This window comes from Micromonospora sp. NPDC047467 (genome assembly GCF_040643095.1).
In the GTDB taxonomy this organism is placed as follows: domain Bacteria; phylum Actinomycetota; class Actinomycetes; order Mycobacteriales; family Micromonosporaceae; genus Micromonospora.
The window spans coordinates 734,779-758,962 of the sequence record NZ_JBEYTO010000003.1 but is presented as its reverse complement, the minus strand read 5'-3'; the positions used below and the strand labels follow the sequence as shown (position 1 = coordinate 758,962).

At 72.4% G+C, this 24,184-nt stretch carries 26 protein-coding genes and 1 pseudogene; 14 read left to right on the top strand and 13 right to left on the bottom strand.

Annotated features, from left to right (window positions below):
• Window positions 1-292: 292 nt before the first annotated feature.
• Window positions 293-1,270, top strand: a pseudogene (locus tag ABZ780_RS12155) (glycoside hydrolase family 15 protein); the annotation flags it as partial.
• Between the two features lie 9 nt (window positions 1,271-1,279).
• On the opposite strand, the gene ABZ780_RS12150 reads toward ABZ780_RS12155, so the two are convergent.
• The gene (locus ABZ780_RS12150) at window positions 1,280-2,095 is read right to left on the bottom strand and encodes a DUF72 domain-containing protein (RefSeq protein ID WP_357485883.1); all 816 of its coding nucleotides are present in this window, start codon (window positions 2,093-2,095) and stop codon (window positions 1,280-1,282) included.
• A 211-nt stretch (window positions 2,096-2,306) separates the two neighbouring features.
• Entirely contained in the window at window positions 2,307-3,170 is an 864-nt protein-coding gene (locus tag ABZ780_RS12145; RefSeq protein WP_357485822.1) for a sigma-70 family RNA polymerase sigma factor, read from the bottom strand.
• Window positions 3,171-3,322: 152 nt separating this feature from the next.
• Between ABZ780_RS12145 and ABZ780_RS12140 the strand changes: the two genes are divergently transcribed.
• Entirely contained in the window at window positions 3,323-3,787 is a 465-nt protein-coding gene (locus ABZ780_RS12140; RefSeq protein WP_357011271.1) for a carboxymuconolactone decarboxylase family protein, read from the top strand.
• Between the two features lie 88 nt (window positions 3,788-3,875).
• On the top strand, window positions 3,876-4,619 hold the full coding sequence (locus ABZ780_RS12135; protein ID WP_357011273.1) for a Clp protease N-terminal domain-containing protein: 744 nt from the start codon (window positions 3,876-3,878) through the stop codon (window positions 4,617-4,619).
• Window positions 4,620-4,713: 94 nt separating this feature from the next.
• Here the strand turns inward: ABZ780_RS12135 and ABZ780_RS12130 are convergent, their stop codons facing one another.
• Together ABZ780_RS12130 and ABZ780_RS12125 are read right to left on the bottom strand one after the other, a co-directional pair.
• Complete coding sequence (locus ABZ780_RS12130) at window positions 4,714-5,232, bottom strand: hypothetical protein (RefSeq protein WP_357011276.1); 519 nt, start codon at window positions 5,230-5,232, stop codon at window positions 4,714-4,716.
• Between the two features lie 114 nt (window positions 5,233-5,346).
• Window positions 5,347-5,535 (bottom strand): DNA repair protein, encoded by a 189-nt coding sequence (locus ABZ780_RS12125; protein ID WP_357485821.1) that lies wholly within the window; start codon window positions 5,533-5,535, stop codon window positions 5,347-5,349.
• A gap of 174 nt (window positions 5,536-5,709) precedes the next feature.
• On the opposite strand from ABZ780_RS12125, the gene ABZ780_RS12120 reads away from it, so the two are divergent.
• The gene (locus ABZ780_RS12120; RefSeq protein ID WP_357485819.1) at window positions 5,710-6,372 is read left to right on the top strand and encodes a GNAT family N-acetyltransferase; all 663 of its coding nucleotides are present in this window, start codon (window positions 5,710-5,712) and stop codon (window positions 6,370-6,372) included.
• Between the two features lie 265 nt (window positions 6,373-6,637).
• On the opposite strand, the gene ABZ780_RS12115 is transcribed toward ABZ780_RS12120, so the two are convergent.
• Window positions 6,638-8,092 carry a glycoside hydrolase family 3 N-terminal domain-containing protein gene (locus ABZ780_RS12115; protein ID WP_357485817.1) on the bottom strand — a complete coding sequence of 485 codons (1,455 nt, stop codon included), beginning with the start codon at window positions 8,090-8,092 and terminating at the stop codon, window positions 6,638-6,640.
• Between the two features lie 168 nt (window positions 8,093-8,260).
• Here ABZ780_RS12115 and ABZ780_RS12110 point away from each other — a divergent pair, with 168 nt between their 5' ends.
• Window positions 8,261-9,436 (top strand): ROK family transcriptional regulator, encoded by a 1,176-nt coding sequence (locus ABZ780_RS12110; RefSeq protein ID WP_357011284.1) that lies wholly within the window; start codon window positions 8,261-8,263, stop codon window positions 9,434-9,436.
• Window positions 9,437-9,550: 114 nt separating this feature from the next.
• Here ABZ780_RS12110 and ABZ780_RS12105 read toward each other — a convergent pair whose 3' ends face one another.
• Both ABZ780_RS12105 and ABZ780_RS12100 read right to left on the bottom strand, forming a co-directional pair.
• Window positions 9,551-10,567 (bottom strand): ABC transporter permease subunit, encoded by a 1,017-nt coding sequence (locus tag ABZ780_RS12105; RefSeq protein WP_357011286.1) that lies wholly within the window; start codon window positions 10,565-10,567, stop codon window positions 9,551-9,553.
• Window positions 10,564-11,571, bottom strand: coding sequence for an ABC transporter ATP-binding protein (locus tag ABZ780_RS12100; RefSeq protein WP_357011288.1), 1,008 nt, complete (start codon window positions 11,569-11,571; stop codon window positions 10,564-10,566). Before ABZ780_RS12100 ends, ABZ780_RS12105 begins: the two co-directional genes overlap by 4 nt.
• Window positions 11,572-11,701: 130 nt before the next feature.
• Here ABZ780_RS12100 and ABZ780_RS12095 point away from each other — a divergent pair, with 130 nt between their 5' ends.
• Window positions 11,702-12,544: an ABC transporter ATP-binding protein gene (locus ABZ780_RS12095; RefSeq protein ID WP_357485816.1), complete on the top strand. Its 843-nt coding sequence runs from the start codon at window positions 11,702-11,704 to the stop codon at window positions 12,542-12,544.
• 22 nt (window positions 12,545-12,566) lie between these two features.
• A complete protein-coding gene (locus tag ABZ780_RS12090; protein WP_357011292.1) occupies window positions 12,567-13,463 on the top strand; it encodes a ribokinase in 897 nt (298 codons plus the stop codon).
• A gap of 8 nt (window positions 13,464-13,471) precedes the next feature.
• Here the strand turns inward: ABZ780_RS12090 and ABZ780_RS12085 are convergent, their stop codons facing one another.
• The gene (locus ABZ780_RS12085; protein ID WP_357485814.1) at window positions 13,472-14,200 is read right to left on the bottom strand and encodes a hypothetical protein; all 729 of its coding nucleotides are present in this window, start codon (window positions 14,198-14,200) and stop codon (window positions 13,472-13,474) included.
• An 81-nt stretch (window positions 14,201-14,281) separates the two neighbouring features.
• Here ABZ780_RS12085 and ABZ780_RS12080 point away from each other — a divergent pair, with 81 nt between their 5' ends.
• A complete protein-coding gene (locus ABZ780_RS12080) occupies window positions 14,282-15,664 on the top strand; it encodes an alpha/beta fold hydrolase (RefSeq protein WP_357485813.1) in 1,383 nt (460 codons plus the stop codon).
• Between the two features lie 16 nt (window positions 15,665-15,680).
• On the opposite strand, the gene ABZ780_RS12075 is transcribed toward ABZ780_RS12080, so the two are convergent.
• Window positions 15,681-16,163: a DUF6232 family protein gene (locus ABZ780_RS12075; protein WP_355593503.1), complete on the bottom strand. Its 483-nt coding sequence runs from the start codon at window positions 16,161-16,163 to the stop codon at window positions 15,681-15,683.
• A gap of 537 nt (window positions 16,164-16,700) precedes the next feature.
• Window positions 16,701-17,183 carry a DUF6232 family protein gene (locus ABZ780_RS12070; RefSeq protein ID WP_357011298.1) on the bottom strand — a complete coding sequence of 161 codons (483 nt, stop codon included), beginning with the start codon at window positions 17,181-17,183 and terminating at the stop codon, window positions 16,701-16,703.
• Between the two features lie 98 nt (window positions 17,184-17,281).
• On the opposite strand from ABZ780_RS12070, the gene ABZ780_RS12065 reads away from it, so the two are divergent.
• Window positions 17,282-18,055: an enoyl-CoA hydratase-related protein gene (locus ABZ780_RS12065; RefSeq protein ID WP_357485811.1), complete on the top strand. Its 774-nt coding sequence runs from the start codon at window positions 17,282-17,284 to the stop codon at window positions 18,053-18,055.
• Window positions 18,056-18,146: 91 nt separating this feature from the next.
• Complete coding sequence (locus ABZ780_RS12060) at window positions 18,147-19,769, top strand: acetolactate synthase (RefSeq protein WP_357485810.1); 1,623 nt, start codon at window positions 18,147-18,149, stop codon at window positions 19,767-19,769.
• 49 nt (window positions 19,770-19,818) lie between these two features.
• Here ABZ780_RS12060 and ABZ780_RS12055 read toward each other — a convergent pair whose 3' ends face one another.
• From ABZ780_RS12055 to ABZ780_RS12045, 3 genes are read right to left on the bottom strand one after another with little or no spacing between them, the layout of a single operon-like run.
• Window positions 19,819-20,238, bottom strand: coding sequence for a PLD nuclease N-terminal domain-containing protein (locus ABZ780_RS12055; RefSeq protein WP_357485808.1), 420 nt, complete (start codon window positions 20,236-20,238; stop codon window positions 19,819-19,821).
• 27 nt (window positions 20,239-20,265) lie between these two features.
• Complete coding sequence (locus ABZ780_RS12050; protein WP_357011306.1) at window positions 20,266-20,571, bottom strand: DUF202 domain-containing protein; 306 nt, start codon at window positions 20,569-20,571, stop codon at window positions 20,266-20,268.
• Window positions 20,568-20,960 carry a DUF202 domain-containing protein gene (locus ABZ780_RS12045; RefSeq protein WP_357485806.1) on the bottom strand — a complete coding sequence of 131 codons (393 nt, stop codon included), beginning with the start codon at window positions 20,958-20,960 and terminating at the stop codon, window positions 20,568-20,570. The genes ABZ780_RS12050 and ABZ780_RS12045 overlap by 4 nt, the downstream gene beginning before the upstream one ends.
• Before the next feature lie 41 nt (window positions 20,961-21,001).
• On the opposite strand from ABZ780_RS12045, the gene ABZ780_RS12040 reads away from it, so the two are divergent.
• From ABZ780_RS12040 to ABZ780_RS12025, 4 genes are all read left to right on the top strand, one after another.
• A complete protein-coding gene (locus ABZ780_RS12040) occupies window positions 21,002-21,799 on the top strand; it encodes a GNAT family N-acetyltransferase (RefSeq protein ID WP_357485805.1) in 798 nt (265 codons plus the stop codon).
• The gene (locus tag ABZ780_RS12035) at window positions 21,796-22,209 is read left to right on the top strand and encodes a hypothetical protein (protein ID WP_357485803.1); all 414 of its coding nucleotides are present in this window, start codon (window positions 21,796-21,798) and stop codon (window positions 22,207-22,209) included. The genes ABZ780_RS12040 and ABZ780_RS12035 overlap by 4 nt, the downstream gene beginning before the upstream one ends.
• A gap of 187 nt (window positions 22,210-22,396) precedes the next feature.
• Complete coding sequence (locus ABZ780_RS12030; protein WP_357011315.1) at window positions 22,397-23,176, top strand: electron transfer flavoprotein subunit beta/FixA family protein; 780 nt, start codon at window positions 22,397-22,399, stop codon at window positions 23,174-23,176.
• Between the two features lie 14 nt (window positions 23,177-23,190).
• Complete coding sequence (locus ABZ780_RS12025) at window positions 23,191-24,150, top strand: electron transfer flavoprotein subunit alpha/FixB family protein (protein WP_357485801.1); 960 nt, start codon at window positions 23,191-23,193, stop codon at window positions 24,148-24,150.
• The last annotated feature ends 34 nt before the right edge of the window (window positions 24,151-24,184 follow it).

Here is a 24,184-nt window from a genome sequence, read left to right as displayed (position 1 = left end):
CTGCTGGTGCCCATCCACCCGCAGCGGACGCTGATGCGATTGACCGAGCCCGTGGTCGAACCGGCGGCCGCCGCCCTGCACACGGTGTCCGCCGCGCTGCGCACCCGCGATCTCGGCGAGGCCGAGCGCGGGCTGCGCGAGTTACGCAAACTCGGGCCCGCGGTCGTCGCGCTCAACGAAGGCATCGCCGCTGCCGACGAGGTGGTGCGGTTGGCGCCCCTGCGGTGGAGCCAACGCCGGGACCAGGCCTTCTACGCGGAGTCGATCCGGCATCTGGAACGCTCCATTTACATCCGTGCACGCGCTGCTGCGCCTGGGTTTCACCGACGAGGCCAGCAAATACCTGTACTGGCTCGACGTGCGCATCCGGGACTCCCGCGACGGCGACCTGCCGCTACAGATCATGTATCGGATCGACGGCTCACCGGACCTTCCCGAGGAGGTGCTGGACCACCTGGAGGGGTATCGCGGTTCAGCGCCGGTGCGTATCGGGAACGGCGCGGCGGGCCAGCTGCAACTCGACATCTACGGCGAGGCGCTCAACTCGTTGGAGCTGGCCGACCGGCACGGGTTGATCGCGCCGTACCAGGGCTGGCGGAAGACGGCGGGGCTGATGGACTGGCTCTGCGAGCACTGGGACCAACCCGAGGACGGCATCTGGGAGACCCGGTCCGGTCGGCAGGACTTCACCTACGGGCGAGTGATGTCCTGGGTGGCGCTCGACCGTGCCATCCGCCTCGCGCGCCGCCGTGGTCGCCCCGGCGACATCGCGCGCTGGACCACCGCACGCGACGCCATCTACGAGCAGGTCATGACGCGGGGGTTCCACCCTGGCCGTGGCGCGTTCGTGCAGCACTACCGCACGGACATCCTGGACGCCTCGCTCCTCGCCATGCCCGGGGTCGGCTTCATCGCGCCGACCGACCCGATGTGGGAGTCGACGCTGCGGGTGATGGACGCCGAGCTGGTCTCCGACAGCCTGGTCTACCGCTACGACCCGAACGCCTCGCCGGACGGCCTCGCCGGCACCGAGGGCACCTTCAACATGTGCACCTTCTGGTACGTCCAGGCCCTCGCACAGGCCGGTCGGCTCGACGACGCTCGGCTGACGTTCGAGAAGATGCTCACCTACAGCAGCCCACTCGGCCTCTACTCCGAGGAGATCGCCCCGACCGGTCAGCAGATCGGCAACTTCCCGCAGGCGTTCAGCCACCTCTCGCTGATCAGCACGGCGGCCCACCTCGACGAGCTCCTCGACCAACAGCGTTGACCCGCCGCGTCAGAACAGCGTCAAGGGCTCGACCGGTATCGGCTCGGGCAGCGCGTCCAGCTCGGGTACGCGCGCCCGTACCTCGTCGTGGAATCGGCGGGCGAGCACCGGCGCGTCGGCGTTGTCCGGGGTGTGGACGAACACCGTGGGGGAGCGGCCCTCGCGTAGCCAGTCGGCGGTGACGTCGATCCAGCGCTGCCACCCCTGGACCGTGCGGTCCGCATCGTCGCGGCCGAGGTAGCGGACGATCGGGTGGCCCGTCAGCGCGTGTGACCGCAACGGCAGGCGGGGTTTCTTGGTCCAGGCGTCCCGCTCCGCGTCGCTTGTCGGTGGGTCGGTGAAGATGGCGGTGGTGTCGAAGGGGATCCACTCCGAGGCGGTGGCGGCGAGGGCGTCCTCCAGCAGTCGGGTCGCGCGGGCGTCGGTGAAGAACGCGGGGTGCCGGACCTCCACCGCGTACCTGTGCGCCTGCGGGAGTCGACCCAGGAAACGACTCAGGGTCGGCACGTCAGCGGGAGCGAACGAGCCGGGCAGTTGGACCCACAGGGCGTGTGCGCGCGGGCCGAGCGGCTCGATGGCGTCCAGGAAGGCACACAGTGGGTCGCCGACGTCGGTGAGCCGGCGTTCGTGCGTGATGACCTTGGGGAGTTTCAGGACGAACCGGAAGTCGGGGTTCGTCTGCGCGGCCCACGACGCCACGGTGTCCCGGGCGGGCGTCGCGTAGAACGTCGTGTTCCCCTCCACGGCGTCGCACCAACTCGCGTAGTGCCGTAGGCGCTCCTGCGGCGCGAGCAGGCGTCCCTGCCATGCCCGGTGGGTCCACATCGCGCATCCCACGGAAAGCCGCACGACAGCCTCCCTCCAGTGAACCGCGCCTCGCCCGAGCCCACGGTATACGCGCGCCGGCCGCGACCGGACCGCCGGTGCGGCAGGCAGGTTCCGACACCATGCGCCGACCCGCGCGCTCGCTGAGGAGATCGACCACCTGCCCGCACCAGGCCGCCGACTACCGGAGTGCGCCGGGACCGCTCGAACCTCAGTCCGCGAACAGCAGTGTCGCGAGCTGCGCCGGATCGGCCACCACCTCGATGCCGATGATCCGGTCGGTCACGATGAAGCTGATCGCGATCCGGACGCTGCCGCCGAGTGCCACGATCGCTCCGGGCAGCCCATCGACGTACGCCGGCACAGCCGCCTCGGCCCGGCCGCTGAAGAAGTCGGCGATGGCGGCCGAGCCGCGCGTCTCACCGGCCGGCCCCAGAGCCGAGGCGACCGAGTCGGCGCGCATGACGACGTGCGGGTCCAGCAGGCTGACCAGGTCGTCGAACCGGCCCTCGCGGGAGGCGGCGAGAAACGCCTCGACCACCCGCCGCTGGCGGGCCGGGTCGGCCTCCCGGACCGTCCCGTCCTGGTGCACCCTGCGTCGAGCCCGGCTGGCGATCTGGCGGACGGCGCTCGGGGTGCGGTCGACCACGGTGGCGATCTCCTCGAACGAGACCGCGAACATATCGTGCAGCACGAACACGAACCGCTCGGTCGGCGCGAGGGTGTCGAGGACGACCAGGAGCGCTCGTCCGACCGACTCGGCCAGCAGGGCCTCCCGTTCCGGGTCGACCGGACCGCCGTCCGTCGGGTCGGGCTCCGGGCCGGCGGTGTCCCACTGCTGCTCCGGCCGTGCGGTTCGCGTGCGTAGCCGGTCCAGGCAGATCCGGCCGACTGTGGTCGTCAGCCAGCCGGGCAGGTTGTCGATGGCGGTGGCGTCCGCTCGGCTGAGCCGTAGCCAGGTGTCCTGGACGGCGTCCTCGGCCTCGGCGTCGGAGCCCAGCATCCGCTGGGCCACCGCCCGCAGCCGTGGCCGGTTCTCCTCGAAGCGTCGGGCCATCTGGTCGGCCTCGCTCATGACCTCTCCACCCCCGGACGCAGGCTGATCGTTCTGTGACCGCCGGCACATCTGTCACACCGTCGGCTCGCCCTGCGACATCCCAGTGAACAGCAACCGGACGTCGCGCCGCGACGATCGCCGGGCAGCCTAACAGGACGGACCGACAGGAAATGGTCATCGAACCACGCATCCAGAACCCCGCCAGCCTGCTGCCGGACGCCGTGAAGGCGATCAACCTGCTCTACCGGGCCGCGCACTCGGCCGGGGTGCCGAACACCACCCTCGACCTGGTGCACCTGCGGGCCAGCCAGATCAACGGATGCAGCGCCTGCGTCGACGCGGGTGCCCGGGGTGCCCGCAAGGCCGGTGAGACCGAGGAGCGGTTGTTCGCGGTAGCCGCCTGGCGGGAGACCCCGTACTTCACCGAGGCCGAGCGGGCGGCGCTCGCGCTCGCGGAGGCCGCCACCCGGCTCGCCGACCGGGCCGACGCTGTGCCCGACGACATCTGGGCGGAGGCGGCCCGGCACTTCGGTGAGGAGGAGCTTGCCGCGATCGTGCTCTGGGTGGCCACCACCAACTTCTTCAACCGGATCAACGCCACCACCCGCCAGCCGGCCCCGCAGACGTGGGGCTGACCGGGCCGTGACACCCCGACGGCGAGCACTCTTGGCCGATCGTCAACTTGAGGTTGACGGAGAGGGGTCGTCAACCTATGGTTGACGCATGACGGAACCTTTCCAGATGAGCAACCCGGTCAAGCTCGACGACCTGATCCAGGCGATCAAGAAAGCGCACCCCGACGCGCTCGACCAACTGACCGACGCGGTGATCGCCGCCGACCACCTCGGTGAGATCGCCGACCACCTGATCGGGCACTTCGTCGACCAGGCCCGACGCTCGGGCGCCTCCTGGACCGACATCGGCCGCAGCATGGGGGTCACGAAGCAGGCCGCCCAGAAGCGCTTCGTGCCTAAGGCGACCGAGGCGGCGCTCGATCCGAACGCCGGCTTCGGCCGGTTCACCCCTCGTGCCCGCAACGTGGTGATGGCCTCGCAGGAGGAGGCCCGTGCCAGCGGAAGCGCCGAGATCGGCCCCGAGCACCTGGTGCTGGGCCTGCTGGCCGAGCCGGAGGCGCTGGCCGCGAGGGTGATGGCTGGTCGGGGGGCCACTCCCGAGGCGGTCCGCGAGGCGGTCGCTGCCGTCCTCCCGCCGCCGGCCGAGCAGGTCCCGGACCTCATCCCGTACGACGCACGCGGAAAGAAGGCACTGGAGTTGACCTTCCGGGAGGCGCTGCGTCTCGGGCACAACTACGTCGGCACCGAGCACATCCTGCTGGCGCTGCTGGAGCAGGAGGACGGCACGGGCGTCCTCACCGACCTCGGTCTGGAGAAGGCGGCGGTCGAGGCCGACCTGGTCGCCGCCCTCGCCGCCGTGGTGAAGGCGGCGGGTGGCGACGTCACCCAGTAGTGCCACCCAGGAACGCCGTCCCGCATCGCCCGCGTGGACGGCGTTCCTGCTCGGTGGTCGTGCTGATCGTTGGTTCTCGCGCGAGACGCGCTGCTCAGGAGACGTCGGGGAAGCCGTACCGCAGGGCGTGCTCCGGGTCCGCCGGGTCGATCTGCCGTACGCCCGCGTCAGCGAGCCGCTTGTTGACCTCGTCGAGCTGCTCGCGTACCAGCCGGGCCTCGTCTTCGGTGACCCGGCCCCGGTGTGGCTTGCCGGCGTGCTCCAGCGTGCCGTAGTCGATCTTCTCGGCGCTCTTGCGGGCCTTGGGCGGGCGGACCCGTTCGGCGGTCTTCAGCAACTGCGCCATCGGCACGTCGGTGGCCATCGCGTCGAACTCGCTGGCGGTGAGCACCACCCGACGGGGCTCACCGCCGCCGTGTCGGTCGTGGATCTCGACCACGGCGACGTCGAGGGCAGCGTCGTCGATGTTCTCCACCTCGCCCGGGGTGGCGTCCAACTGCACGGGCCCGGCAACCAGGTCCGGGTGCTCCAGGACGACGATGCGAACCACCTCGTCATCCTGCTGCAGAACGGTGCCGGTGAAGTCGGAGACGTGAATCGTCTTCTTGCCCATGCGCGGAGCTTCTCCTGTCGTAGCCGGGATGACGGACCACAAGAAATTACCCGACAGGTGTGCGAAAGCCGCCGCTGGAGGGCCCGGGTGTGTCGTGCCCGGGTGTGGAACCGGTCAGTGGGCGTTGAGGTGGCGCAGGCTGGAGGTGCCGGCCGGCAGCGCGTCCAACTCCGCCCAGGACAGGGCGCCCGACGTGCGGCGCGCCCGGTGCCGCGGCTGGGCCGGGAAGCGCCCGGCGGCCCCCGTTGCCCACCACTGTCGCGCGGGGTCCTGCTGGTGGCGGTCGTTCGGCTGAATCGGCATGACCCTACCGTCCCAAACAAAGGTGTCTAGATATGGAAATACCTATGACGTTCGATTGATGTGATCGGTTCCCGGGGTTCGTCCACCACGCCGCAGGCTGCTTCGCGGATCATCCGCCCGGTCGCGCCGCCCGGCGTACGGTGATCACGACGGCCGGGTGACGGGGAGGTACGCATGCTCGACCGGCGACTCCAACTGCACCTGGCCTCCTGGCTCGGTCAGTGGCCGGCCGCGCCGGGGCTGCACGTGGTCGCCTCGCACCGCCGGACCCGACCGGCCTGGGACGGTCGGCTGCGTCCGGCACTGGCCGTGGACACCGGGCGCAGCGGGGTGCTGTCCGTCGCGCCGGACCGGGTGGCGACGATCCGAGCGCTGCTCGGGCGCACGCCGGACCGGCTGCTCGCGGCCCTGCCGGAAGCCGTCGGCCTGCCCGCCTGGTGCCTCCACGACGGCCCGTTCCGCTGGAGCCTCAACCCCGCGCCGCTGCCCGACGTGGGGGAGTGGACCGAGTCGACAGCCCCCGGGCTGCCGCCCTGGCTGCGACTGTTCGACAGGCCGGTGCTGGTGGTTCGGGACGCGGACGGCGCCTACCTGGCCGGGGCCGGGATCAAACGGCACGACGCGTACGGGCAGGAGTTGGCCGTCGGCACCGTGCCGGCCGCCCAGGGCCGTGGCCTCGCGCGTCGACTGGTGGCGCAGGCGGCGCGGCGGGTTCTCGACGAGGGAGCGGTGCCCACGTACCTGCACGAGAAGGACAACCCCGCCTCGGCGCGGGTCGCGGAGGCGGCGGGTTTCCCGGACCGGGGTTGGCGGGCGTACGGGGTCTATCCGCGCTGATCAGGATCGTGGGCGGTGCCGGGCGCGGACCGTGGATCCCGGGCCGGATCCACGGTCCGCAACCTCCCCCCAGGTCCCCGTATCGGGCGACCGGCCGTTGCGGGCCGGTCCGTGTCGATCACGCTACGTATAGGAATGGCGTCGTGCAAGGCGTAAGCGGTCGGGTCGGAGTGTCGAATTGTGGACTTGACCTGCGGCGGAGCCGAGAAGAGCTGTCGGCCCGCTCAGTGACGTAGCGTGCAGGACTTCATCAGCCCGTACCGGCTCAGCCGGCCAGGCCGAGCACCTCCGCCGCCGCCCGGCCGTTGGCGTGGCTCGCGCCGTACGTGGTGACGAAGGCGCGTACGCCGGCGGGACGCCACTGCGCCGGCCAGCCCATCTCCACCACGGTCACCGGGTGCTCGGCGGCCAGGGCGGCGATCAGCTCCGCGCCGCCGGTCAGGCGGTGCAGATGCCGCCCGACCAGCACGATCGACCGACCATCGGCCAGCCCGCGCAACGTCGCCGGCTCGGTCTCGGCGGCGATCACCTTGATCTCCCGCACGCCGTCCAGGTGCGGGCCGAGGCCCCACGGCACCCGTCCCTCGGCGATCGTCGACTCGGTGTGCAACTGCACCACCAGCGGCCGGTCCAGCCCGGTGAGCACCCCGTCCACCCGGACGGCCCGGCGCGCCGCCGCGTACCCCAGATCGGGGTCGATCGTCGCCGGTGCGCCGCCGGCGGCCCGGGTCCAGGCGGCGAGCGCGGCGGCGCGGCCGGCCGCCTCCTCGACCCGCGCGGTCTCCAACCGGCCGTCGGTGAGCGCCTCGACGATCTCGGCGGCCACACGCTCGACCAGTTCGGCGTCGACCTTCGCGCCGATGCAGAGCAGGTCGGCGCCGGCCGCCAGGGCCCGGACCGCGGCCGGCCCGACGCCGCCGGCGGCCACCGCCGCGCCCTTCATCTCCAGCGCGTCGGTGATCACGGCGCCGGTGAAGCCGTACTCGCCGCGGAGCAGGTCGACCAGGACGGCCCGGCTGAAGGTGGCCGGGCCGTCGCCGGTCAGCGCCGGCACCCGGATGTGCGCGGTCATCACGGCGTGCGCCCCGGCGGCGACGACCGCGGCGAACGGCGGCAGGTCCCGCTGGCGCAGCAGCTCCACCGGAACGTCCACGGTGGGCAGCTCGTGGTGCGAGTCGGTCACTGTGGCGCCGTGGCCGGGGAAGTGTTTGGCGCAGGCGGCGACACCGGCGGACTGGAGCCCGGAGACGGCAGCGGCCGAGTGGGCGGCCACCCGCACCGGGTCCGCCCCGAACGACCTCGTGCCGATCACCGGGTTGTCGTCGGCGCTGTTGACGTCCACGGTCGGTGCGAGGTTGACGGTGATGCCGAGCGCGGCCAGCTCGGCGCCGATCGCCTGGTAGACCCGCCGGGTGAGCGCCACGTCGCCGATCGCGCCGAGGGCGGCGTTTCCGGGGTACGGGCTGCCGGTGGCGTGCGCCAGCCGGGTCACGTCGCCGCCCTCCTCGTCGATGGCGATCAGCGCGTCCGGTCGGCCGGTGCGCAGTGCGGCGGTGCTGGCCGCCACCTGAGCCGGATCGTGCACGTTGGTGCCGAACAGGGTGTGCCCGGCCAGCCCGTCGGCCAGCAACTCGACCGCCCAGTCCGGCGGGACCGGCCCCGGGTACGCGGCGAGCAGGGTGCCCAACGCGAGCCTGCGCAGTCCTGGATCCAGCCCCACGTGATCTTCCCCCTTCGGTCCCCACGAGTACGAAAAGTCGTACCGGCGGTGGTCATCTCCCTGCCGAGTCGGCCGAGCGCTCCACCTGCGGGTGGCCGATACGCTACGACTACCCGCTCGCAGGTCGGTTTACAGTTAGCAAAGTTTACTAAAACTAGAGGACGTGGCATGAGTGCGACCCGGCTGCCCGGCACCCCCCGCCTGTTGCGGGCGCTCAACGACCGCGCGGCGCTCGAACTGCTCCTCGAACGCGGGCCACTCACCCGGGCCCGACTCGGCGAACTGACCGGGCTGTCCAAGGTCACCGCCTCCCAGTTGGTGGAGCGGCTGGAGGAGCGCGGCCTGGTCGCCCGGGTCGGCGAGCAGGCCGGCGGCCGGGGGCCGAACGCCCAGCTCTACGCGGTCCGTCCGGGCAGCGCACACGTGGTCGGGGTGGACGTCGGGCCGGACCGGGTGGTGGCCGCCTGCGCCGACATCACCGGCGCGGTCATCGGCCGGGTCGAGCAGTCGACACGGGACACCGACGACCCGGTGGGCGTGGTGCACAACGCCGTGGTGCAGGCCGCGAGCAGCGCGCAGGCGCAGCTCAGCAGCGTCCGGCGGGTCGTGCTCGGCACCCCGGGCCTGGTCGACCCGCACACCGGCGACATCACCTTCGCCTTCAACCTGCCGCGCTGGCACAGCGGTCTGCTCGCCGCGCTGCGCGACGACCTGCACACCCCGGTCGTCTTCGAGAACGACGTCAACCTGGCCGCGGTGGCCGAGGCGCAGTCCGGTGCCGCGCAGGGGATGACCGACTTCGTGCTGGTCTGGGTGGGCGCGGGTGTCGGGCTCGCGATCATGCTGGGTGGCCGGCTGCACCACGGCAGCAGCGGCGCCGCAGGCGAGATCGGCTACCTGCCGGTGCCCGGGGCGCCGATCCCGCGTGACGTGTCCCGCCGTGCCAAGCCGGCCTTCCAGCAGGTGATCGGCGCGGACTCGGTGCGCGCGGTGGCCCGCGAGCACGGCTACCCGAGCGCGGACGCGGCCGAGGCGGTGCGCGCGGCAGTCGCCGACGGCGCTGCCGGCGGCCCGATGCTCGACGAGTTGGCTCGGCGGCTCGCGCTCGGTGTGGCCAGCACCTGCGTGGTGCTCGACCCCCCGCTGGTGGTGCTCGCCGGCGAGGTGGGCCAGGCCGGCGGAGATGCGCTCGCCGACCGGGTGCAGCGTGAGGTCGCGGCGATCACCCTGGTCCGGCCGCGAGTGGTGCCCACCGGGCTCACCGAGGAGCCGATCCTGCGCGGCGCGCTGCGCACCGCGCTGGACGCCGTCCGCGACGAGGTGTTCGGCTCCACCGTCGGCTGAGCCCGCTGGCACGGTCATGTGAAGGAATATTTCACCGCTGGGCGACAGGCTGCAAGCTCTTGCCGATAACCCGCCGGGCCGCCCGCGTCAGCGCGAGCGGCCCGGGGCAGGCCCTCAGATCAGGTCGCGGCGACGGAACACGGCGAACGCCGCCGCGGTCAACCCACCGGTGATCACGAGCAGCACCACCAGCGCCGGCCGCCAGGTCAGGGTGTAGAGGCCGTCGCAGAAGGCGCCGGTCGAGTCGCTGGCACAGAGCTGCGGATCCCAGAACCGCGCCTCGCCGGTGAGCCACGCCCCGATGTGGCTGGAGACCATCAGCTGATCCGGCCGCCGGGCGTCCACGATCTCCAGCACCACCCGGGCGCCCAACTCCCACACCACCGCGTACGCGGCGACCGCGCCGAGCGCCGCCGACGTGTGCCGACCCAGCGTCGCGATGGCGAAGCCCAGGGCGCTGGCCAGCAACACCAGCACCAGGCCGCGACCGTGGATGGCGCCCAGCGAACCCCAGAATTCCCCGTCCAACTGGCCAGCAAGCCCAGCGGTCTGCCCGATCACCCAGAACGTGGCGAGATAGAACAGCGAGGCCACCACCGACAACGCCAGCACCATGCCGAGCAGGGTGCCGAGTTTCGCGCCGAGCACCGTCAGCCGGCGCGGTCGCCACAGCAGCAGGTTCACCACTCCACCCGAGTTCAGGTCCGCGCCGATGTACGAGGCGCCGACCAGGAACCCGAACAGCACCAGGAACGCGATGAGGAAGTACAGCAGCGGGCGGGCCTGCTGGGCGAAGCTGAACACCCCCGGCAGGTAGTCCGCCACGATCGGCAACCGTTCCTGCCGAGTCGGGTCGATCTCCGAGCAGTCGGCGGGAAAATAGCCGCCCGTGTCGCGCGGTGGTGCCGTGCCGTTCTTCCGGGCCAGGCACTCCTGGAACGTTGTCTCCAGGCCCTGCCGCGCTTCGCTGGCCTGCTGTCGCGCCGAGGCGAGCTCACTGGCGCTCGGCTTGTGTGAGCCGGCCAGGGTGGTCGCCGCGGTGACGGCGAACGCCAGCGCCAGCAGCACGACCATGAGTTGCACGAAGCGACGCGCGGACAGCCGCTCCAATTCGGCCCGGACCAGGTTCACGAGTCCACTCCCCGTACGTCGAGATCCATCACCACGTCGTCCTCGGCGCCGGCCGGCAGCTCCGAGCCGTCGACCTGCCGGGGCAACCACGGATGCCCGGCGCCGGTCAGCTCCAGGAAGACGCTCTCCAGATCCGGCCGGAGCGGCGTCAGCTCGCCCACCCACAGCCCCTGCTCGCCGAGCACCCGGCTGACCATCGTCGGGTCGGTCACCCCGCTCACCACCAGCGCCTCGCCGTCCACGACCGCCGCCAGCTCCGCCGCCCGCAACACCTCGACGGCGCGTTCCGGCTCGGCCACCCGCACCAGGAACTCGTGCCGGTCGAAGCCCGCAAGCACCTCGTCCACGCGGCCGGTCGCCACCTGCCGCCCCCGCGAGATGATCGTGACGTGGTCACAGATCAGCTGGATCTCGCCCAGGATGTGACTGGACACCAGCACGGTCACCCCGGCCGCCGCCAGCGACCGCATCAGGTCGCGCATCTCCCGGATGCCCGCCGGGTCCAGCCCGTTCGCCGGCTCGTCCAGGATGAGCAACCGCGGGTCCTTCAGCAGCGCCGACGCCACCGCGAGACGCTGCTTCATGCCCAGCGAGTAGCCCTTGACCCGCTCGTCACCCCGGTCGCGCAGGCCCACCAGGTCCAGAGCCTCGTCCACCCGCGAGACCGGCACCCCACCCGCACGGGCCAGCAGCCGCAGCGTGCGGTACCCGGTGAAGTTGCCGAAGAACTGCGGGCTCTCCACGATGGCGCCGACCCGGCCCGCCACCCGGGGCAGCAGCTCCGGCGACGGCTCGCCGAACACCCTCATCCGCCCGCCGTCGGCGCGAATCAGCCCGAGCAGCGCACGCAGGGTCGTCGTCTTGCCGGAGCCGTTCGGGCCCAGGAAACCGTGGATCTGACCCGCCTCGACCAGCAGATCGAAACCGTCCACCGCCACCCGTCGGCCGTTGCGCACGCTGTGGAAGGTCTTGCGCAGACCCTCGATCTCGATGACCGCGCTCATCCGCGCGGCTCCGAACCTCGACCTGGCATGAGCCGCCCTCCGGGGGTGGTGATCAAAGACACGGCGTTCACCCTATGACCGGCACGCCGCCCATGGGGGGTACGTCGACGCTGCGTGGTTGGATGGGCGGGTGACTGGTGACCTGATCCCCGGCGCCGCGGGCGCCGCGCCCGCCGCCACCCCCGTGGACCCGGATCTGGTGGTCAGCCTCGACAGTGTCGGCGTACGCCGCTCCGGCACCGCACTGCTGCAGGACCTGACCTGGCGGGTCGAGCTGGACGAGCGCTGGGTGGTGCTCGGCCCCAACGGCGCGGGCAAGACCACCCTGCTCAACCTCGCCGCCGGCCGACTGCACCCCACCACCGGCGTCGCGCACGTCCTGGGTGAGCGGATCGGCCGCACCGACGTCAACGAGCTGCGTACCCGGATCGGGCTCTCCACCGCCGCGCTCGCCGAGCGGGTGCCCGCCGACGAGCTGGTCAGTGACGTGGTGGTGACCGCCGCCTGGTCGGTGGTCGGCCGCTGGCGGGAGAGCTACGACCGCGGCGACGAGGCGCGGGCGCGGGCGCTGCTCAGCCAGCTCGGCGTCGGCGGCCTCGCCGAGCGCCGCTACGGCACGCTCTCCGAGGGCGAACGCAAGCGGGTGCAGATCGCCCGGGCACTGATGACCGACCCGGAGTTGCTGCTGCTCGACGAGCCCACCGCCGGGCTCGACCTGGGTGGACGTGAGGACCTGGTCGGCCGGCTGGCCGAGCTGGCGTACGACCCGGACGCCCCGGCCCTGGTGCTCGTCACCCACCACGTGGAGGAGATCCCGCCCGGGTTCACCCACGCGCTGCTGCTGCGCGAGGGGGCGGCGGTCGCCCAGGGCCTGCTCGCCGAGACGCTGACCGGCGACAACCTCTCCAAGACCTTCGGCCTGCCGCTGGTGGTCGAGCGGTCCGGCGACCGCTACACCGCCCGCGCCGCCTGATCAGCCGACCGGGGAGGTGACCGTGTCGCAGACCCGCGTGGTCGTGGTGGGCAGCGCCAACATGGACCTGGTCGCGATGGCGCCCTCGCTGCCCCGGCCGGGTGAGACCATGCTCGGCACCGACTTCGTGATGGTGCCCGGCGGCAAGGGCGCCAACCAGGCCATCGCCGCCGTCCGGGCCGGGGCCTCCTGCGCCTTCCTCGGCGCCATCGGCTCCGACGCGTTCGGTGTCACCCTCCGGGCCCGGATCACCGCGGCCGGTGTGGACACCGACCAACTGCGGGTGGTCTACGGCGCCTCCGGCGTGGCGGTGGTGATGGTCAACGCGCAGGGGGAGAACGCCATCGTGGTCACCCCCGGCGCGAACGACGCGCTGGTCGGCCTCACCGAAGAGGAACTGGCCACCGTACGCGCGGCGGACGTCCTCGTCGCCCAACTGGAGATCCCGGTGCAGACGGTGGCCACCGCCGCCCTGGTGGCCCGCGCGGCCGGCACCCGGGTCATCCTGAACGCCGCACCGGCCCGGGACCTGCCGCCGGAACTGCTCGCGGCCGTGGACCTGCTGGTCGTCAACGAGGGCGAGGCGCAGGCGTTCACCGGTCGGGGCCGGGAGGACCCACGGGCGCTGCTCGACCTGGTGCCCCGCGCCGTGCTCACCCTCGGCGGCGACGGCGCCTGGTACGTCGACCGGGACGGCACCGAGGTGCACGTACCCGCGGTCGCTGTCGACGTGGTCGACTCCACGGCGGCCGGCGACGCGTTCACGGCCGCGCTGGCCGTCGGCTGGGGCGAGGGTCGCGACGTGGTCGACGCGGTGCGCTGGGCGGCGGCGGCCGGGGCGGCCTGCGTCCGCAAGCTCGGCGCCTCGGTGGCGCTGCCGCGACGCGCCGAGATCGACGAGCTGTACGTCCCGGCCTGACCGGGCGCTCAGCCGGCGGGTTCGTCGCTGAGCTTCTCGCCGCGCCGGCGCAGCATCCCCAGGCCGGGGATGCCGGCCACGGCGAGCTTGAGGTCGCGGGTGACGTCCAGCAGATCGTGCAGGTCGGGTCCGACCCGGTCCAGGGTGGACAGGATCGGCAGGATGTCGGCGGTCAGGTGCTCCTTGAGCTTGGGCAGCTCGTCGATCAGGTGGATCGCCGCGGTGATCTCCTCGTGGCTTAGCTCCTCCACGAACCTCCCGGCCATCGGGGCGGCCCGCCGCAGCGCTGGCTCGTACGCCGCCAGCAGTTCGGCTGCCGTGGTCGCGGCCTGCGCCGCGCTGCCCACCGTGACCGCTGCGGTGCCGGCGACCGTCCCGGCCTCGGCGACCACCGTGCCGGCGGCCCTGGAGACCTGCTCGGCCTCCCCGACGACCACGGCGGCGGCCGCCGCGACCTCGGTGGCCGTGTCGATGGCGGTGGTCGCGGCGGCGCTGATGACGGCCACCTCGCGGACGGCCCCCTCGGCGTCGGTGAGCACCTGGTCGGTCCGGTCCAGGGTCGCCTCGATCCGGTCCACCACGCCGTTGATCCGGGCGAGCAGCGTCTCCACCCCGTCCAGGACCGCGAACGCGCGGGCAGGCACGGCGGCGAACGAGGCGGCCGAGCCGAGCGCCTGGTCGAGGGCGGAACGGGTCAGGCCGACCATCGCGGCCGGGGTGGGGAGGGGAATCGCCATGGGATCAAGTGTGCGCCGGTCGCGCCACAACCGCTCGTCCGGTGGAGTCCCCGATGGCCCGGCCCCCGGTAGGGTGCCGGCATGTCGGCCCCCTCGCCGCACCGCCCGCCGAGCACCCGGACCACTGTCCTGCTCGCCGTGCTCGCGGCGGTCGCCGCCGCGCTCGGCACGCTGGTGCTAGTCCGCGCCGACGACGGTCTCACCGTCCGGCAGGTCACCGTCGGCGGGGTGCCGATGACCGAGGTACGCGCGGGCGCGCCGACACCCGACGTGCGGCGGCCCGGCGTGGTGATCGCACACGGATTCGCCGGCTCGGGCCGGTTGATGCGCCCGATCGCCGACACCGTGGCCCGTCGAGGTGCGGTCGCGCTGCTGTTCGACTTCGCCGGTCACGGCGCCAACCCGGCCCGGCTCGGCGCTGACGTGCCCTCCGCGCGGCTCGCCGCCGACATGGACGCCGCAGTCGGTCACCTGCGCTCCATGCCCGATGTGGACGAGCACCAGATCATGCTGGTCGGGCACTCCATGGGCGCGGGTGCGGTCACCCGGTACGCCGCCGACCACCCGGAGATCGCCCGGACCGTGGCGATCTCGCTGCCCAGCGCCGGCGAGCTGCCCCCGGGCCGTCCGGCGGAGCTGCTGCTCATCGTCGGCGGTGCGGAGTTCCCGGCGTTTCGGCGCGCGGCCGACGACGCCGTCGGGCGGGGCGCGTCGATGGGGCGTCGGCCAGCGGTGGTGGTGCCCGGTGTGGAGCACATCTCGGTGCTCTTCGCCCCGCGTACCCACCGGGAGATCGCCCATTGGCTGCCCAGTGCGGACGGGAACGCCGCGCCACGGCCGCTCGCCCGGCTCGCCGGGGCGGCGCTGCTGGTGCTCGCGTTCGGCGTCGGGGTGGTCCCGCTGGCGGCGCTGCTCCTGCCGACACGGGCGACACCGAGCCGTCGGCCCGCGCCACGGCCGACCCCCGCGCCACAGCCGGCCCCCGCGCACGATGGCCCGGCGCCACCACCCGGCCCGGCCGTCGAGGCGGCGGCTCGTCGCGCGACGGCACGGACCGGCGTCGCGGCGCTGACCCTGACCGCGTACGCCGTCCTCGCCGTCGCGCTGCCGATCCACCTGGGCCTGACGTCGGCGCTGCCGGTCGGTGCCCGCTGGTGGCTGCTCCCGCTGGTGCTCGCCGGGTGCCTGCTGTTCCTGCTCGGTGTCGAGCTGGCCGCCGCCGACCGCGCCTGGCGACACCTGCTGGTCGTCGCCGTCGCCGTGCTCGTGCTGGCCACGTCGGCGGTGGTCGGGCTGGCACCCGGGTTCGTGCTGCTGGTGGTGCCGCTGTTCGCGCTGCTGCTCGGCTGGCACGCCGTCTGGGCGGCCGTGCTGCGCCGCTACGCCGCCCCGCGCTGGCTGTCGGCCCTGCTGGGTGCCGCCCTGGTGAGCTGGCCGATCGCCACCACCCTGCCGCTGAGCTGACCCACGTGGCGAGCGGTCATCGGTGGTCACCCTGCTGTTCGACGGCGCGCTGCACGGCCCGATAGATCTGCCCGAACCGTAGGGCGTCCGGAGTGCGCAACAGCAACTGCTCCTGACCGTGGTGCTGCACCCACAGCTCGTGTACGTGGCTGCCGCGCTCGTAGGAGCGGTCCAGCCAGCCGAGGGGGATCTCCAGGAACGGGGTCAGCGCCAGCGCCCCCACCGCGCAGGCGGCGAGGATGATCAGCGCCAACTGCCAGTTGCCCCGGTCCTGTGCGGACCAGGCCAGCGAGAGCACGCACACCACCGCGACCAACGGCGGCAGCGACAGCAGCAGGACCAGCACACCGCGACCCAGCACCCGGCCGCGCACCGCGAGGGTCTTGGCCCCCCGCGCGTGCCAGACGAACGTCACGTCGGACAGGGCGATCACATGGCCACCGGCCCGGATCGACTCGGAGGTCACCTGCACCGCGTCGTCCCGGTAATAGAGGGTCATCACTAAGCCTAACCGCCGGTGGTCAAACCCGCACCGTCCGTTGTGCGTCAGGATGGCGCCGACGGGGGGCGGGGGCGGTGTGGTCGTCCTTTGGAGCTGAATCGTCTACGACATCACGGGTTCTCCCGCTCCGACGATCGCGCGACAGCGTGGTCTCTCGCCCTGCTCCCGCGACGTCATGGGGCCTCCCGTCGTCGCACCCCTGCGTCGTGGGCTCGCCGTCACGTCAGCGCCGCGAATTGGCGAGTCCCGCATCGTGCCTCTCGTGCCACGTGGCGTGCCTCCCGCCTGACACGTGGCGGGCCTCCGGCGTGATTCGTCTACGACATCAGTTCCAAAGGTGCTGAGGGGCACCACCTCCGCCCCGCGCTGACACACCCGGGCGCAGGGGTGCGCGGCCAACGGCACACGGTCGGGCCCGTAAGGCCGTAGCCGAGGGGATGTGTGGATCTACGGCTCGGATGCGAGCGCGCCTGGCCGCGGCCTGCTGCCGGTCGAGCCGGGCTCCGACCGGGTTCCGACCGGGTTCCCTCCGGGCTAGCGGCGGGCGGCGGGTCGGGCAGCGGGTTGGCTCTGCTCGACGGCGCGCTGCAACGCACGGTAGATCTGACCGAAGCGCAGCGCGTCGCCGGTGCGCAGCAACCGCACCGGGTGGCCCCGCCAGCGGGCCCAGATCTCCAGTTGCCGGCTGCCCCTGGCGTACGAGCGGTCCAGGTGTTCGAAGAGGAAGTCGGCGACCGGGCCCACGGCGAGGCCGACCAGCACCGAGGCGCCGACGATCGCGATCGTCACGGTGGGTGAGCGGTGCAGCCAGACGGCCACGCCGATGCCGAGCACGGCCGCGACCAGTGGACCGGCCAGCGCCGCGCCGATCGCGCCCCGACCGACGAGCACCCGCCAGGAACGGCTGCCCCGGCGATGCCAGACCATGGTGATTTCGGCCAGGGGGTAGCTGCGGCCGTCGACCCGGACGGCGGTGGACGTTACCTCTACCGACTTGTCGTCGTAATACGTGACCATGGCTGGCCTCCCGCCTGCGGGGCTGACACCACACTACTTGCCCAAACGAGCCGGGTCGTAAGGTTGGCACGCGACTTCGACGAGGAAGTGAGGGCAGCGTGGGCGAGTTCGTTCGGCTGGAGACCAGGGACGGCATCGGCACCATCCGGCTGGAGCGGCCGCCGATGAACGCGCTCAACACCCAGGTGCAGGAGGAGTTGCGGGCCGCCGCGACGGCAGCCACCGCCGACCCCGAGGTCCGCGCTGTCATCGTGTACGGCGGTGAGAAGGTCTTCGCCGCGGGTGCGGACATCAAGCAGATGGCCGAGATGTCCTACGTGGACATGGCCGACCGGGCGGCAGCCCTGTCCAGCGCGCTCGGCGCGATCGCCCGGATCCCCAAGCCGGTGGTCGCGGCGATCACCGGGTACGCCCTCGGCGGCGGCTGCGAGCTGGCGCTGGCCTGCGACTGGCGGGTGGTGGCCGAGGACGCGAAGCTCGGCCAGCCGGAGATCAAGCTCGGCATCATCCCCGGTGCCGGCGGCACCCAGCGACTGGCCCGCCTCGTCGGCCCGGCCCGTGCCAAGGATCTGATTATGTCCGGGCGGATGGTGGGCGCGCAGGAGGCGCTGCGGATCGGCCTGGCCGACCGGGTCGTCCCGGCAGCCGAGGTGTACGACGCGGCGGTAACGCTTGTCACGCCGTACCTCAGCGGGCCTGTGCAGGCGCTGCGCGCGGCGAAGCTGGCGGTCGACGGCGGCCTGGACATGGACCTGAACTCGGGCCTGGCGTGGGAGAGCCAGCTCTTCGCGGCGCTGTTCGCGACCGACGACCGACGTGAGGGCATGGCGGCCTTCGTGGAGAAGCGCAAGCCCGACTTCACGGGCCGCTGACCGGGGTCGCTCCCACCCGCCGGGGCCACGGTCGGCGAGCCAGGTGACTGGTCGGTAACCTGTGATCCCGGCCACGGACGATGGGAGCGACATGACGGAGCGGATCGAGGGTCACGGCGGGGAGTTGGCGCTGGCGGCACTACGCGCGCACGGCGTACGGGAGATGTTCACGCTGTCCGGCGGGCACGTCTTCCCGCTCTACGATGCCGCGCACAAGAGCGACTTCCCGATCTACGACGTCCGGCACGAGCAGTCCGCGGTCTTCGCCGCCGAGGCGGTGGCCAAGCTCCAGCGCCGACCGGGCCTCGCCGTGCTCACCGCCGGTCCGGGCGTCACCAACGGCATCTCTGGCATGACCAGCGCCTTCTTCAACGCCTCCCCGGTGCTGGTGCTCGGGGGCCGGGCACCCGCGTTCCGCTGGGGCTCGGGCAGCCTCCAGGAGATGGACCATCTCCCGCTGGTCGCCCCGGTCACCAAGCACGCCGAGACGGTGTTCAGCACCGACGACATTCCGCGTGCGATCGGCGCGGCGCTCACGGCCGCGCTCACCCCGCACCGCGGCCCGGCGTTCCTCGACTTTCCGCTGGAGACGGTCTTCTCGGTCTCCGAGGCGGACGTGCCCGCGCCGGTCGGCGTCGACCCGGTCGAGCCGGACCCCGAGGAGGTCGGCCGGGCCGCGACGCTGATCGCCAGCGCGCAGCGACCGGTCATCATCGCCGGCTCGGACGTGTACGCCGGCGACGCGGTGGCGGCGCTGCGTGAGGCCGCCGAGGCGTTGCAGGTGCCGGTCTTCACCAACGGAATGGGCCGCGGCTCGCTGCCGCCGGAGCACCCGCTGGCCTTCGCCAAGGCCCGGCGGGCCGCGCTCTCCGGCGCCGACGTCGTCGTGGTCGTCGGCACCCCGCTGGACTTCCGGCTCAGCTTCGGCGACTTCGGCGATGCCAAGGTGGTGCACATCGTCGACGCGCCCACCCAGCGGGCGACGCACGTGCAGCCGGCCGTCGCCCCCGTCGGTGACCTGCGCCTGATCCTCTCCGCGCTGGCCGACCACGCTGGCGACCGGGCCGACCACACCGGTTGGATCGCCGACCTGCGTGCCGCCGAGGACGCGGCCAAGGCGCGGGACGCCGCCGAGATGGCCGCCGAGACCGACCCGATCCGCCCGGCCCGGATCTACGGCGAGCTGCGTCGGGTGCTGGCCCGGGACGCGATCACCATCGGCGACGGCGGTGACTTCGTCTCGTACGCCGGTCGGTACCTGGAGCCGGCGCAGCCCGGCACCTGGCTGGACCCGGGTCCGTACGGCTGCCTGGGCACCGGCATGGGCTACGCGATGGGCGCCCGGGTCAGCCACCCGGATCGGCAGATCTGCGTGCTGATGGGCGACGGCGCCGCCGGCTTCTCGCTGATGGACGTCGAGTCGCTGGTCCGCCAGAAGCTGCCGGTGGTGATCGTGGTCGGCAACAACGGCATCTGGGGTCTGGAGAAGCACCCGATGCGGGCCATGTACGGCTACGACGTGGCGGCCGACCTGCAGCCGGAGTTGCGCTACGACACGGTGGTCAGCGCGCTCGGCGGGGCGGGGGAGACGGTCGCCAAGGCCGCCGACCTGGGGCCGGCCCTCCAGCGGGCGTTCGACGCCGGCGTCCCGTACCTGGTCAACGTGCTCACCGACCCGACCGACGCGTACCCCCGGTCGTCGAACCTGGCCTGAGTCGCACCCGCCGCCGTCGCCCCTCAGCAGGGGCGACGGCGGTCCGCTCTTAGACCTCGGGTCGGTCGCCCTCGCGCGGCGGGTCACCGTCGCGGCGGCGCAGGTCGCCCTCTCGCCGGCGCAGATCTTCCTCCCAGCGGCGGAAGAGCTCCTCGTCCTGCTTCTTGGCGCGCTCCTGCACGGAGCGCAGGAACTCCGGGTCGTCGTCGGGGGCCAGCGGTCGGCGCTGGGCCGTGCCGCTGCCGCCCGGCCAGATCTTGCCGATGCCGTCGGCAGCACCGGGGCGGCGCGCCCGCCCGGCGACGAACCAGGCGATCGACCCGACCAGCGGGAAGAACAAGATGATCAGCGCCCAGGCGATCCGGGGGAGGGTGCGGATCTGGTCCTCCTCGGCGGAGAGACAACTGATCAGCGCGCAGGCGGCGAGGACAACCTGTACCAGGAAAAGGAGTATGAACAGCCGGGCCATGCACCTATCATGGCGCACCGCGTCGCATCACCCCACTCCGTGCGTCGTCAGCACCACCCCCAGCAGTGCGAGCCCGACCGTGCCCAGCGCGACCAGGGGCAGGGTGCGACCGCCGGTGCGCGCTGCCCCGGTGCCGATGCTCCGGGGCCAACAGAGCGTGAGCACGGCTCCCCAGAGCAGGACGGCCACACCGGCGAGCAGCGCCCCGACCGGGCCGTCCTCGGACGCCAGCCGGACGGCGAGCGCGGTCACCACGGTCAGGGTCAGCAGGGTGCGCCGCCAGGCCAGGCGGGTCCGTTCCGGTTGCAGCCCCGGGTCGCGGATGACGCTCACCGCCCGCCGATCGCCCGGAGCAGCACCGCGATCACCAGCAGCACCGCGCCAGCGCCGACGGCGAGGGCGAGGACGGCGGGGAAGCGGGAGGCGGGCAACTCCTCGCCGAGCCGGATGGCCCGTTCGGTACGTGCCCAGTGGTCGACCGCGCGGACCGCGACGGCGGCGCCGAGCAGCAGCAGCGTGACCGCGATGGCCTCCCGCAGGTGGTTCACCGCCAGCGGTGGCAGGAACTGTGCCGCGGCCAACCCGCCACCGACCAGCGCCAGGCTGGTGCGCAACCAGGCCAGGAACGTCCGCTCGTTGGCCAGCGAGAACCGGTAGTCCGGTGTCTCGCCGACGGCGCGCAACTCCGCCGGGTCGAACCAACGCTTGATCGCCTGCCACACGCCGTCGATTATCCGCTTCCCATCCGCCTTAGCCTGGGCCGGTGACCGATATCGACGTGCTGACGCTGCGTGCCGCCTACGACAACCAACTCCGCCCGGAGATCCCCGACCCGGTTCCGGCCGGCGTGACGGTCGAGCGGGACGGCCCGCTGGTCCGGATCATCGGGCTCGACGCGGGCGGGTTCCTCACCTACCGCGACCTCGGCGGCCTGACCGGCGAGACGCTGGACGAGTTGATCGCCCGGCAGGTCGAGTTGTTCCGGCAGCGGGGCCAGTCGGTGGAGTGGAAGCTCAACGAGCACGACGAGCCGGCGGACCTGGCGGACCGCCTGCGCGCCGCCGGGTTCGTCGCGCAGGAGCGGGAGACCGTCGTGATCGGGCCGGTCGCGCCGCTGGCCGCCGCGCTGCCGGTCATCCCCGAGGGGGTACGCCTGCGTGAGGTGACGTCCCGGGAGGACCTGGAGCGGATCGCCGCCATGGAGGAGGAGGTGTGGCAGGAGGACCGCTCGCACCTGGTGACAGGGCTGGCCAAGGAGATCGACGCCGACCCGCACTCGATCACCGTGCTGGTGGCCGAGGCGGGCGGGACGGTCGTGAGCGCCGGCTGGGTGCGCTTTCCACCGAACACCGGGTTCGGCACGCTCTGGGGCGGCTCCACCCTGCCGCAGTGGCGCCGTAAGGGCATCTACCGGGCGCTTGTCACGTACCGGGCGCGGCTGGCCGACCAGCGGGGCCGGGCCCTACTGCAGGTGGACGCGTCCGAGGACAGCCGGCCGATTCTGCAGCGGCTCGGCCTCGTCCCGGTCACGACCACCACGCCGTACGTCTACACTCCGTGATCATGGAGCAGCGGTTGACGGACGAGGAACGGCTGACCCTCAAGACAGGTGCCTTCGGTGCCGTCGCCCTGGTCGCCAACGCCGACCCCGGGATGCTGGCGGTGTTCCGGGAGAGCTTCGCCGCGTCCGGCGCGCTGGCCGGCGCCAGCGGGGTGGTGAAGGAGGCGCTGACCACCGGTCCGCTGCCCCGGCTGCCCCGTACGTCCCAGTTGGAGATCGAGTCGGTGGTGCTGCCGGCGCTCGGCCGGGCGATGCGGATCCTGCGGGAGAAATCACCGGCGGATGTCGGGGCGTACCGGACGGTGGTGTTGACCGCAGCGGACCGGGTGGCCCGGGCGCACGACGGGGTCGCCCCGGCGGAGGCCGCCGTCATCGACCAGATCCGCAGCGCGCTGGCCGAGCCGGCCTGACCGCGCGGCTGTCGGTGAGCTGTGTCACTCTGAGTGCCCGAGAGCCGCAACCTACTGGCAGGTAACATTGCGCCGTGGGCAACTGCACAACAGTCCGCGGTTGACCGGGCGTCAGTAGACGCGCGAGGCTGCGGCCCAGACCGGGCGAGCCAATGGCAACACCACACAGGAGGGTCGTCGAAGCGCGATGAATATCGTCGTACTCGTCAAGCAGGTGCCTGATTCGGGCGCGGACCGCAACCTGCGCAGTGACGACAACACCGTCGACCGCGGTTCGGCGAACAACGTGATCAACGAGATGGACGAGTACGCCATCGAGGAGGCGCTGAAGATCAAGGAGGCGCACGGTGGCGAGGTCACGATCCTGACCATGGGTCCGGACCGGGCGACCGAGTCGATCCGCAAGGCGCTCTCCATGGGCCCGGACAAGGCCGTGCACGTGGTGGACGACGCCCTGCACGGTTCCTGCGCCGTGGCCACCTCGAAGGTGCTCGCCGCCGCGCTGGGTCAGCTCAACGCCGACCTCGTGATCTGCGGTGCGGAGTCCACCGACGGCCGGGTCCAGGTCATGCCGCACATGATCGCCGAGCGACTCGGCGTCGCGGCCCTCACCGGCGCCCGCAAGCTCACCGTCGACGGCGCCACGCTGACCGTCGAGCGGCAGACCGAGGAGGGCTACGAGGTGGTCACCGCCTCCACCCCGGCCGTGGTCTCCGTCTGGGACACCATCAACGAGCCGCGCTACCCGTCGTTCAAGGGCATCATGGCCGCCAAGAAGAAGCCGGTGCAGACGCTCTCGCTGGCCGACCTCGGCGTCGCGCCCAACGAGGTGGGCTTCGACGGCGCGACAAGCGCCGTCGTCGAGCACAGCAAGCGTCCGCCGCGCTCCGGCGGCGCCAAGATCACCGATGAGGGCGAGGGCGGCGTCAAGCTGGTCGAGTTCCTCGCCACCGAAAAGTTCGTGTGAGAGCGGGTCTGGACATGTCTGAGGTTCTCGTCGTCGTCGAAGCCACCAAGGAATTCGGCGTCAAGAAGGTCACCCTGGAGATGCTCACCATCGCCCGCGAGCTGGGCACGCCCAGCGCGGTCGTGCTCGGCGGCGCTGGCGCGGCCGAGGCGCTGAGCGCCAAGCTGGGCGAGTACGGCGCGGAGAAGATCTACGCCGCCGAGGGTGACGAGATCGACGGCTACCTGGTGGCCCCCAAGGCCACCGTGCTGGCCGAACTCGTCCAGCGGGTACAGCCGGCCGCCGTGCTGCTGGCATCGGCGCAGGAGGGCAAGGAGATCGCCGCCCGCCTCGCCGTCAAGCTGGACAACGGCATCCTGACCGACGTGGTCGGCCTGGCCGCCGACGGCACCGCCACCCAGGTCGCCTTCGCCGGTTCCGCCATCGTCAAGTCCAAGGTCACCAAGGGCCTGCCGCTGGTCACCGTCCGGCCCAACTCGGTCACCCCGAGCCCGGCCGCGGCCACCCCGGCGATCGAGCAGCTCACCGTGTCGGTCACCGACACCGACAAGCTGGCCAGGGTCGTCGAGCGGGTCGCCGAGCAGAAGGGCTCCCGCCCGGAGTTGACCGAGGCCGGCGTGGTCGTCTCCGGCGGCCGTGGTGTCGGCAACGCCGACAACTTCAAGCTGGTCGAGGAGTTGGCCGACCTGCTGGGCGGCGCCGTCGGCGCGTCCCGCGCGGCCGTCGACTCCGGCTTCTACCCGCACCAGTTCCAGGTGGGGCAGACCGGCAAGACGGTCTCCCCGCAGCTCTACGTCGCGCTCGGCATCTCCGGTGCCATCCAGCACCGGGCCGGCATGCAGACCTCGAAGACCATCGTCGCGGTCAACAAGGACGGCGAGGCGCCGATCTTCGAGCTGGCCGACTTCGGCGTGGTGGGCGACCTGTTCAAGATCGTCCCGCAGGCCGCTGAGGAGATCCGCAAGCGCAAGTGACGTTTCCGTCAACGACAAAGTGGCCGCCCGTTTC

Excerpts from the sequence above, each read along its gene's own strand:
- ABZ780_RS12150 (WP_357485883.1), bottom strand. The coding sequence starts at position 2,095 with ATGTGGACCCACCGGGCATGGCAGGGACGCCTGCTCGCGCCGCAGGAG.
- ABZ780_RS12130 (WP_357011276.1), bottom strand. The coding sequence starts at position 5,232 with ATGGGCAAGAAGACGATTCACGTCTCCGACTTCACCGGCACCGTTCTG.
- ABZ780_RS12025 (WP_357485801.1), top strand. The coding sequence starts at position 23,191 with ATGTCTGAGGTTCTCGTCGTCGTCGAAGCCACCAAGGAATTCGGCGTC.
- ABZ780_RS12070 (WP_357011298.1), bottom strand. The coding sequence starts at position 17,183 with ATGGTCACGTATTACGACGACAAGTCGGTAGAGGTAACGTCCACCGCC.
- ABZ780_RS12075 (WP_355593503.1), bottom strand. The coding sequence starts at position 16,163 with ATGACCCTCTATTACCGGGACGACGCGGTGCAGGTGACCTCCGAGTCG.
- ABZ780_RS12080 (WP_357485813.1), top strand. The coding sequence starts at position 14,282 with ATGTCGGCCCCCTCGCCGCACCGCCCGCCGAGCACCCGGACCACTGTC.
- ABZ780_RS12030 (WP_357011315.1), top strand. The coding sequence starts at position 22,397 with ATGAATATCGTCGTACTCGTCAAGCAGGTGCCTGATTCGGGCGCGGAC.
- ABZ780_RS12110 (WP_357011284.1), top strand. The coding sequence starts at position 8,261 with ATGAGTGCGACCCGGCTGCCCGGCACCCCCCGCCTGTTGCGGGCGCTC.
- ABZ780_RS12085 (WP_357485814.1), bottom strand. The coding sequence starts at position 14,200 with ATGGCGATTCCCCTCCCCACCCCGGCCGCGATGGTCGGCCTGACCCGT.
- ABZ780_RS12145 (WP_357485822.1), bottom strand. The coding sequence starts at position 3,170 with ATGAGCGAGGCCGACCAGATGGCCCGACGCTTCGAGGAGAACCGGCCA.
- ABZ780_RS12055 (WP_357485808.1), bottom strand. The coding sequence starts at position 20,238 with ATGGCCCGGCTGTTCATACTCCTTTTCCTGGTACAGGTTGTCCTCGCC.
- ABZ780_RS12100 (WP_357011288.1), bottom strand. The coding sequence starts at position 11,571 with ATGAGCGCGGTCATCGAGATCGAGGGTCTGCGCAAGACCTTCCACAGC.
- ABZ780_RS12135 (WP_357011273.1), top strand. The coding sequence starts at position 3,876 with ATGACGGAACCTTTCCAGATGAGCAACCCGGTCAAGCTCGACGACCTG.
- ABZ780_RS12125 (WP_357485821.1), bottom strand. The coding sequence starts at position 5,535 with ATGCCGATTCAGCCGAACGACCGCCACCAGCAGGACCCCGCGCGACAG.
- ABZ780_RS12140 (WP_357011271.1), top strand. The coding sequence starts at position 3,323 with ATGGTCATCGAACCACGCATCCAGAACCCCGCCAGCCTGCTGCCGGAC.
- ABZ780_RS12120 (WP_357485819.1), top strand. The coding sequence starts at position 5,710 with ATGCTCGACCGGCGACTCCAACTGCACCTGGCCTCCTGGCTCGGTCAG.
- ABZ780_RS12060 (WP_357485810.1), top strand. The coding sequence starts at position 18,147 with ATGACGGAGCGGATCGAGGGTCACGGCGGGGAGTTGGCGCTGGCGGCA.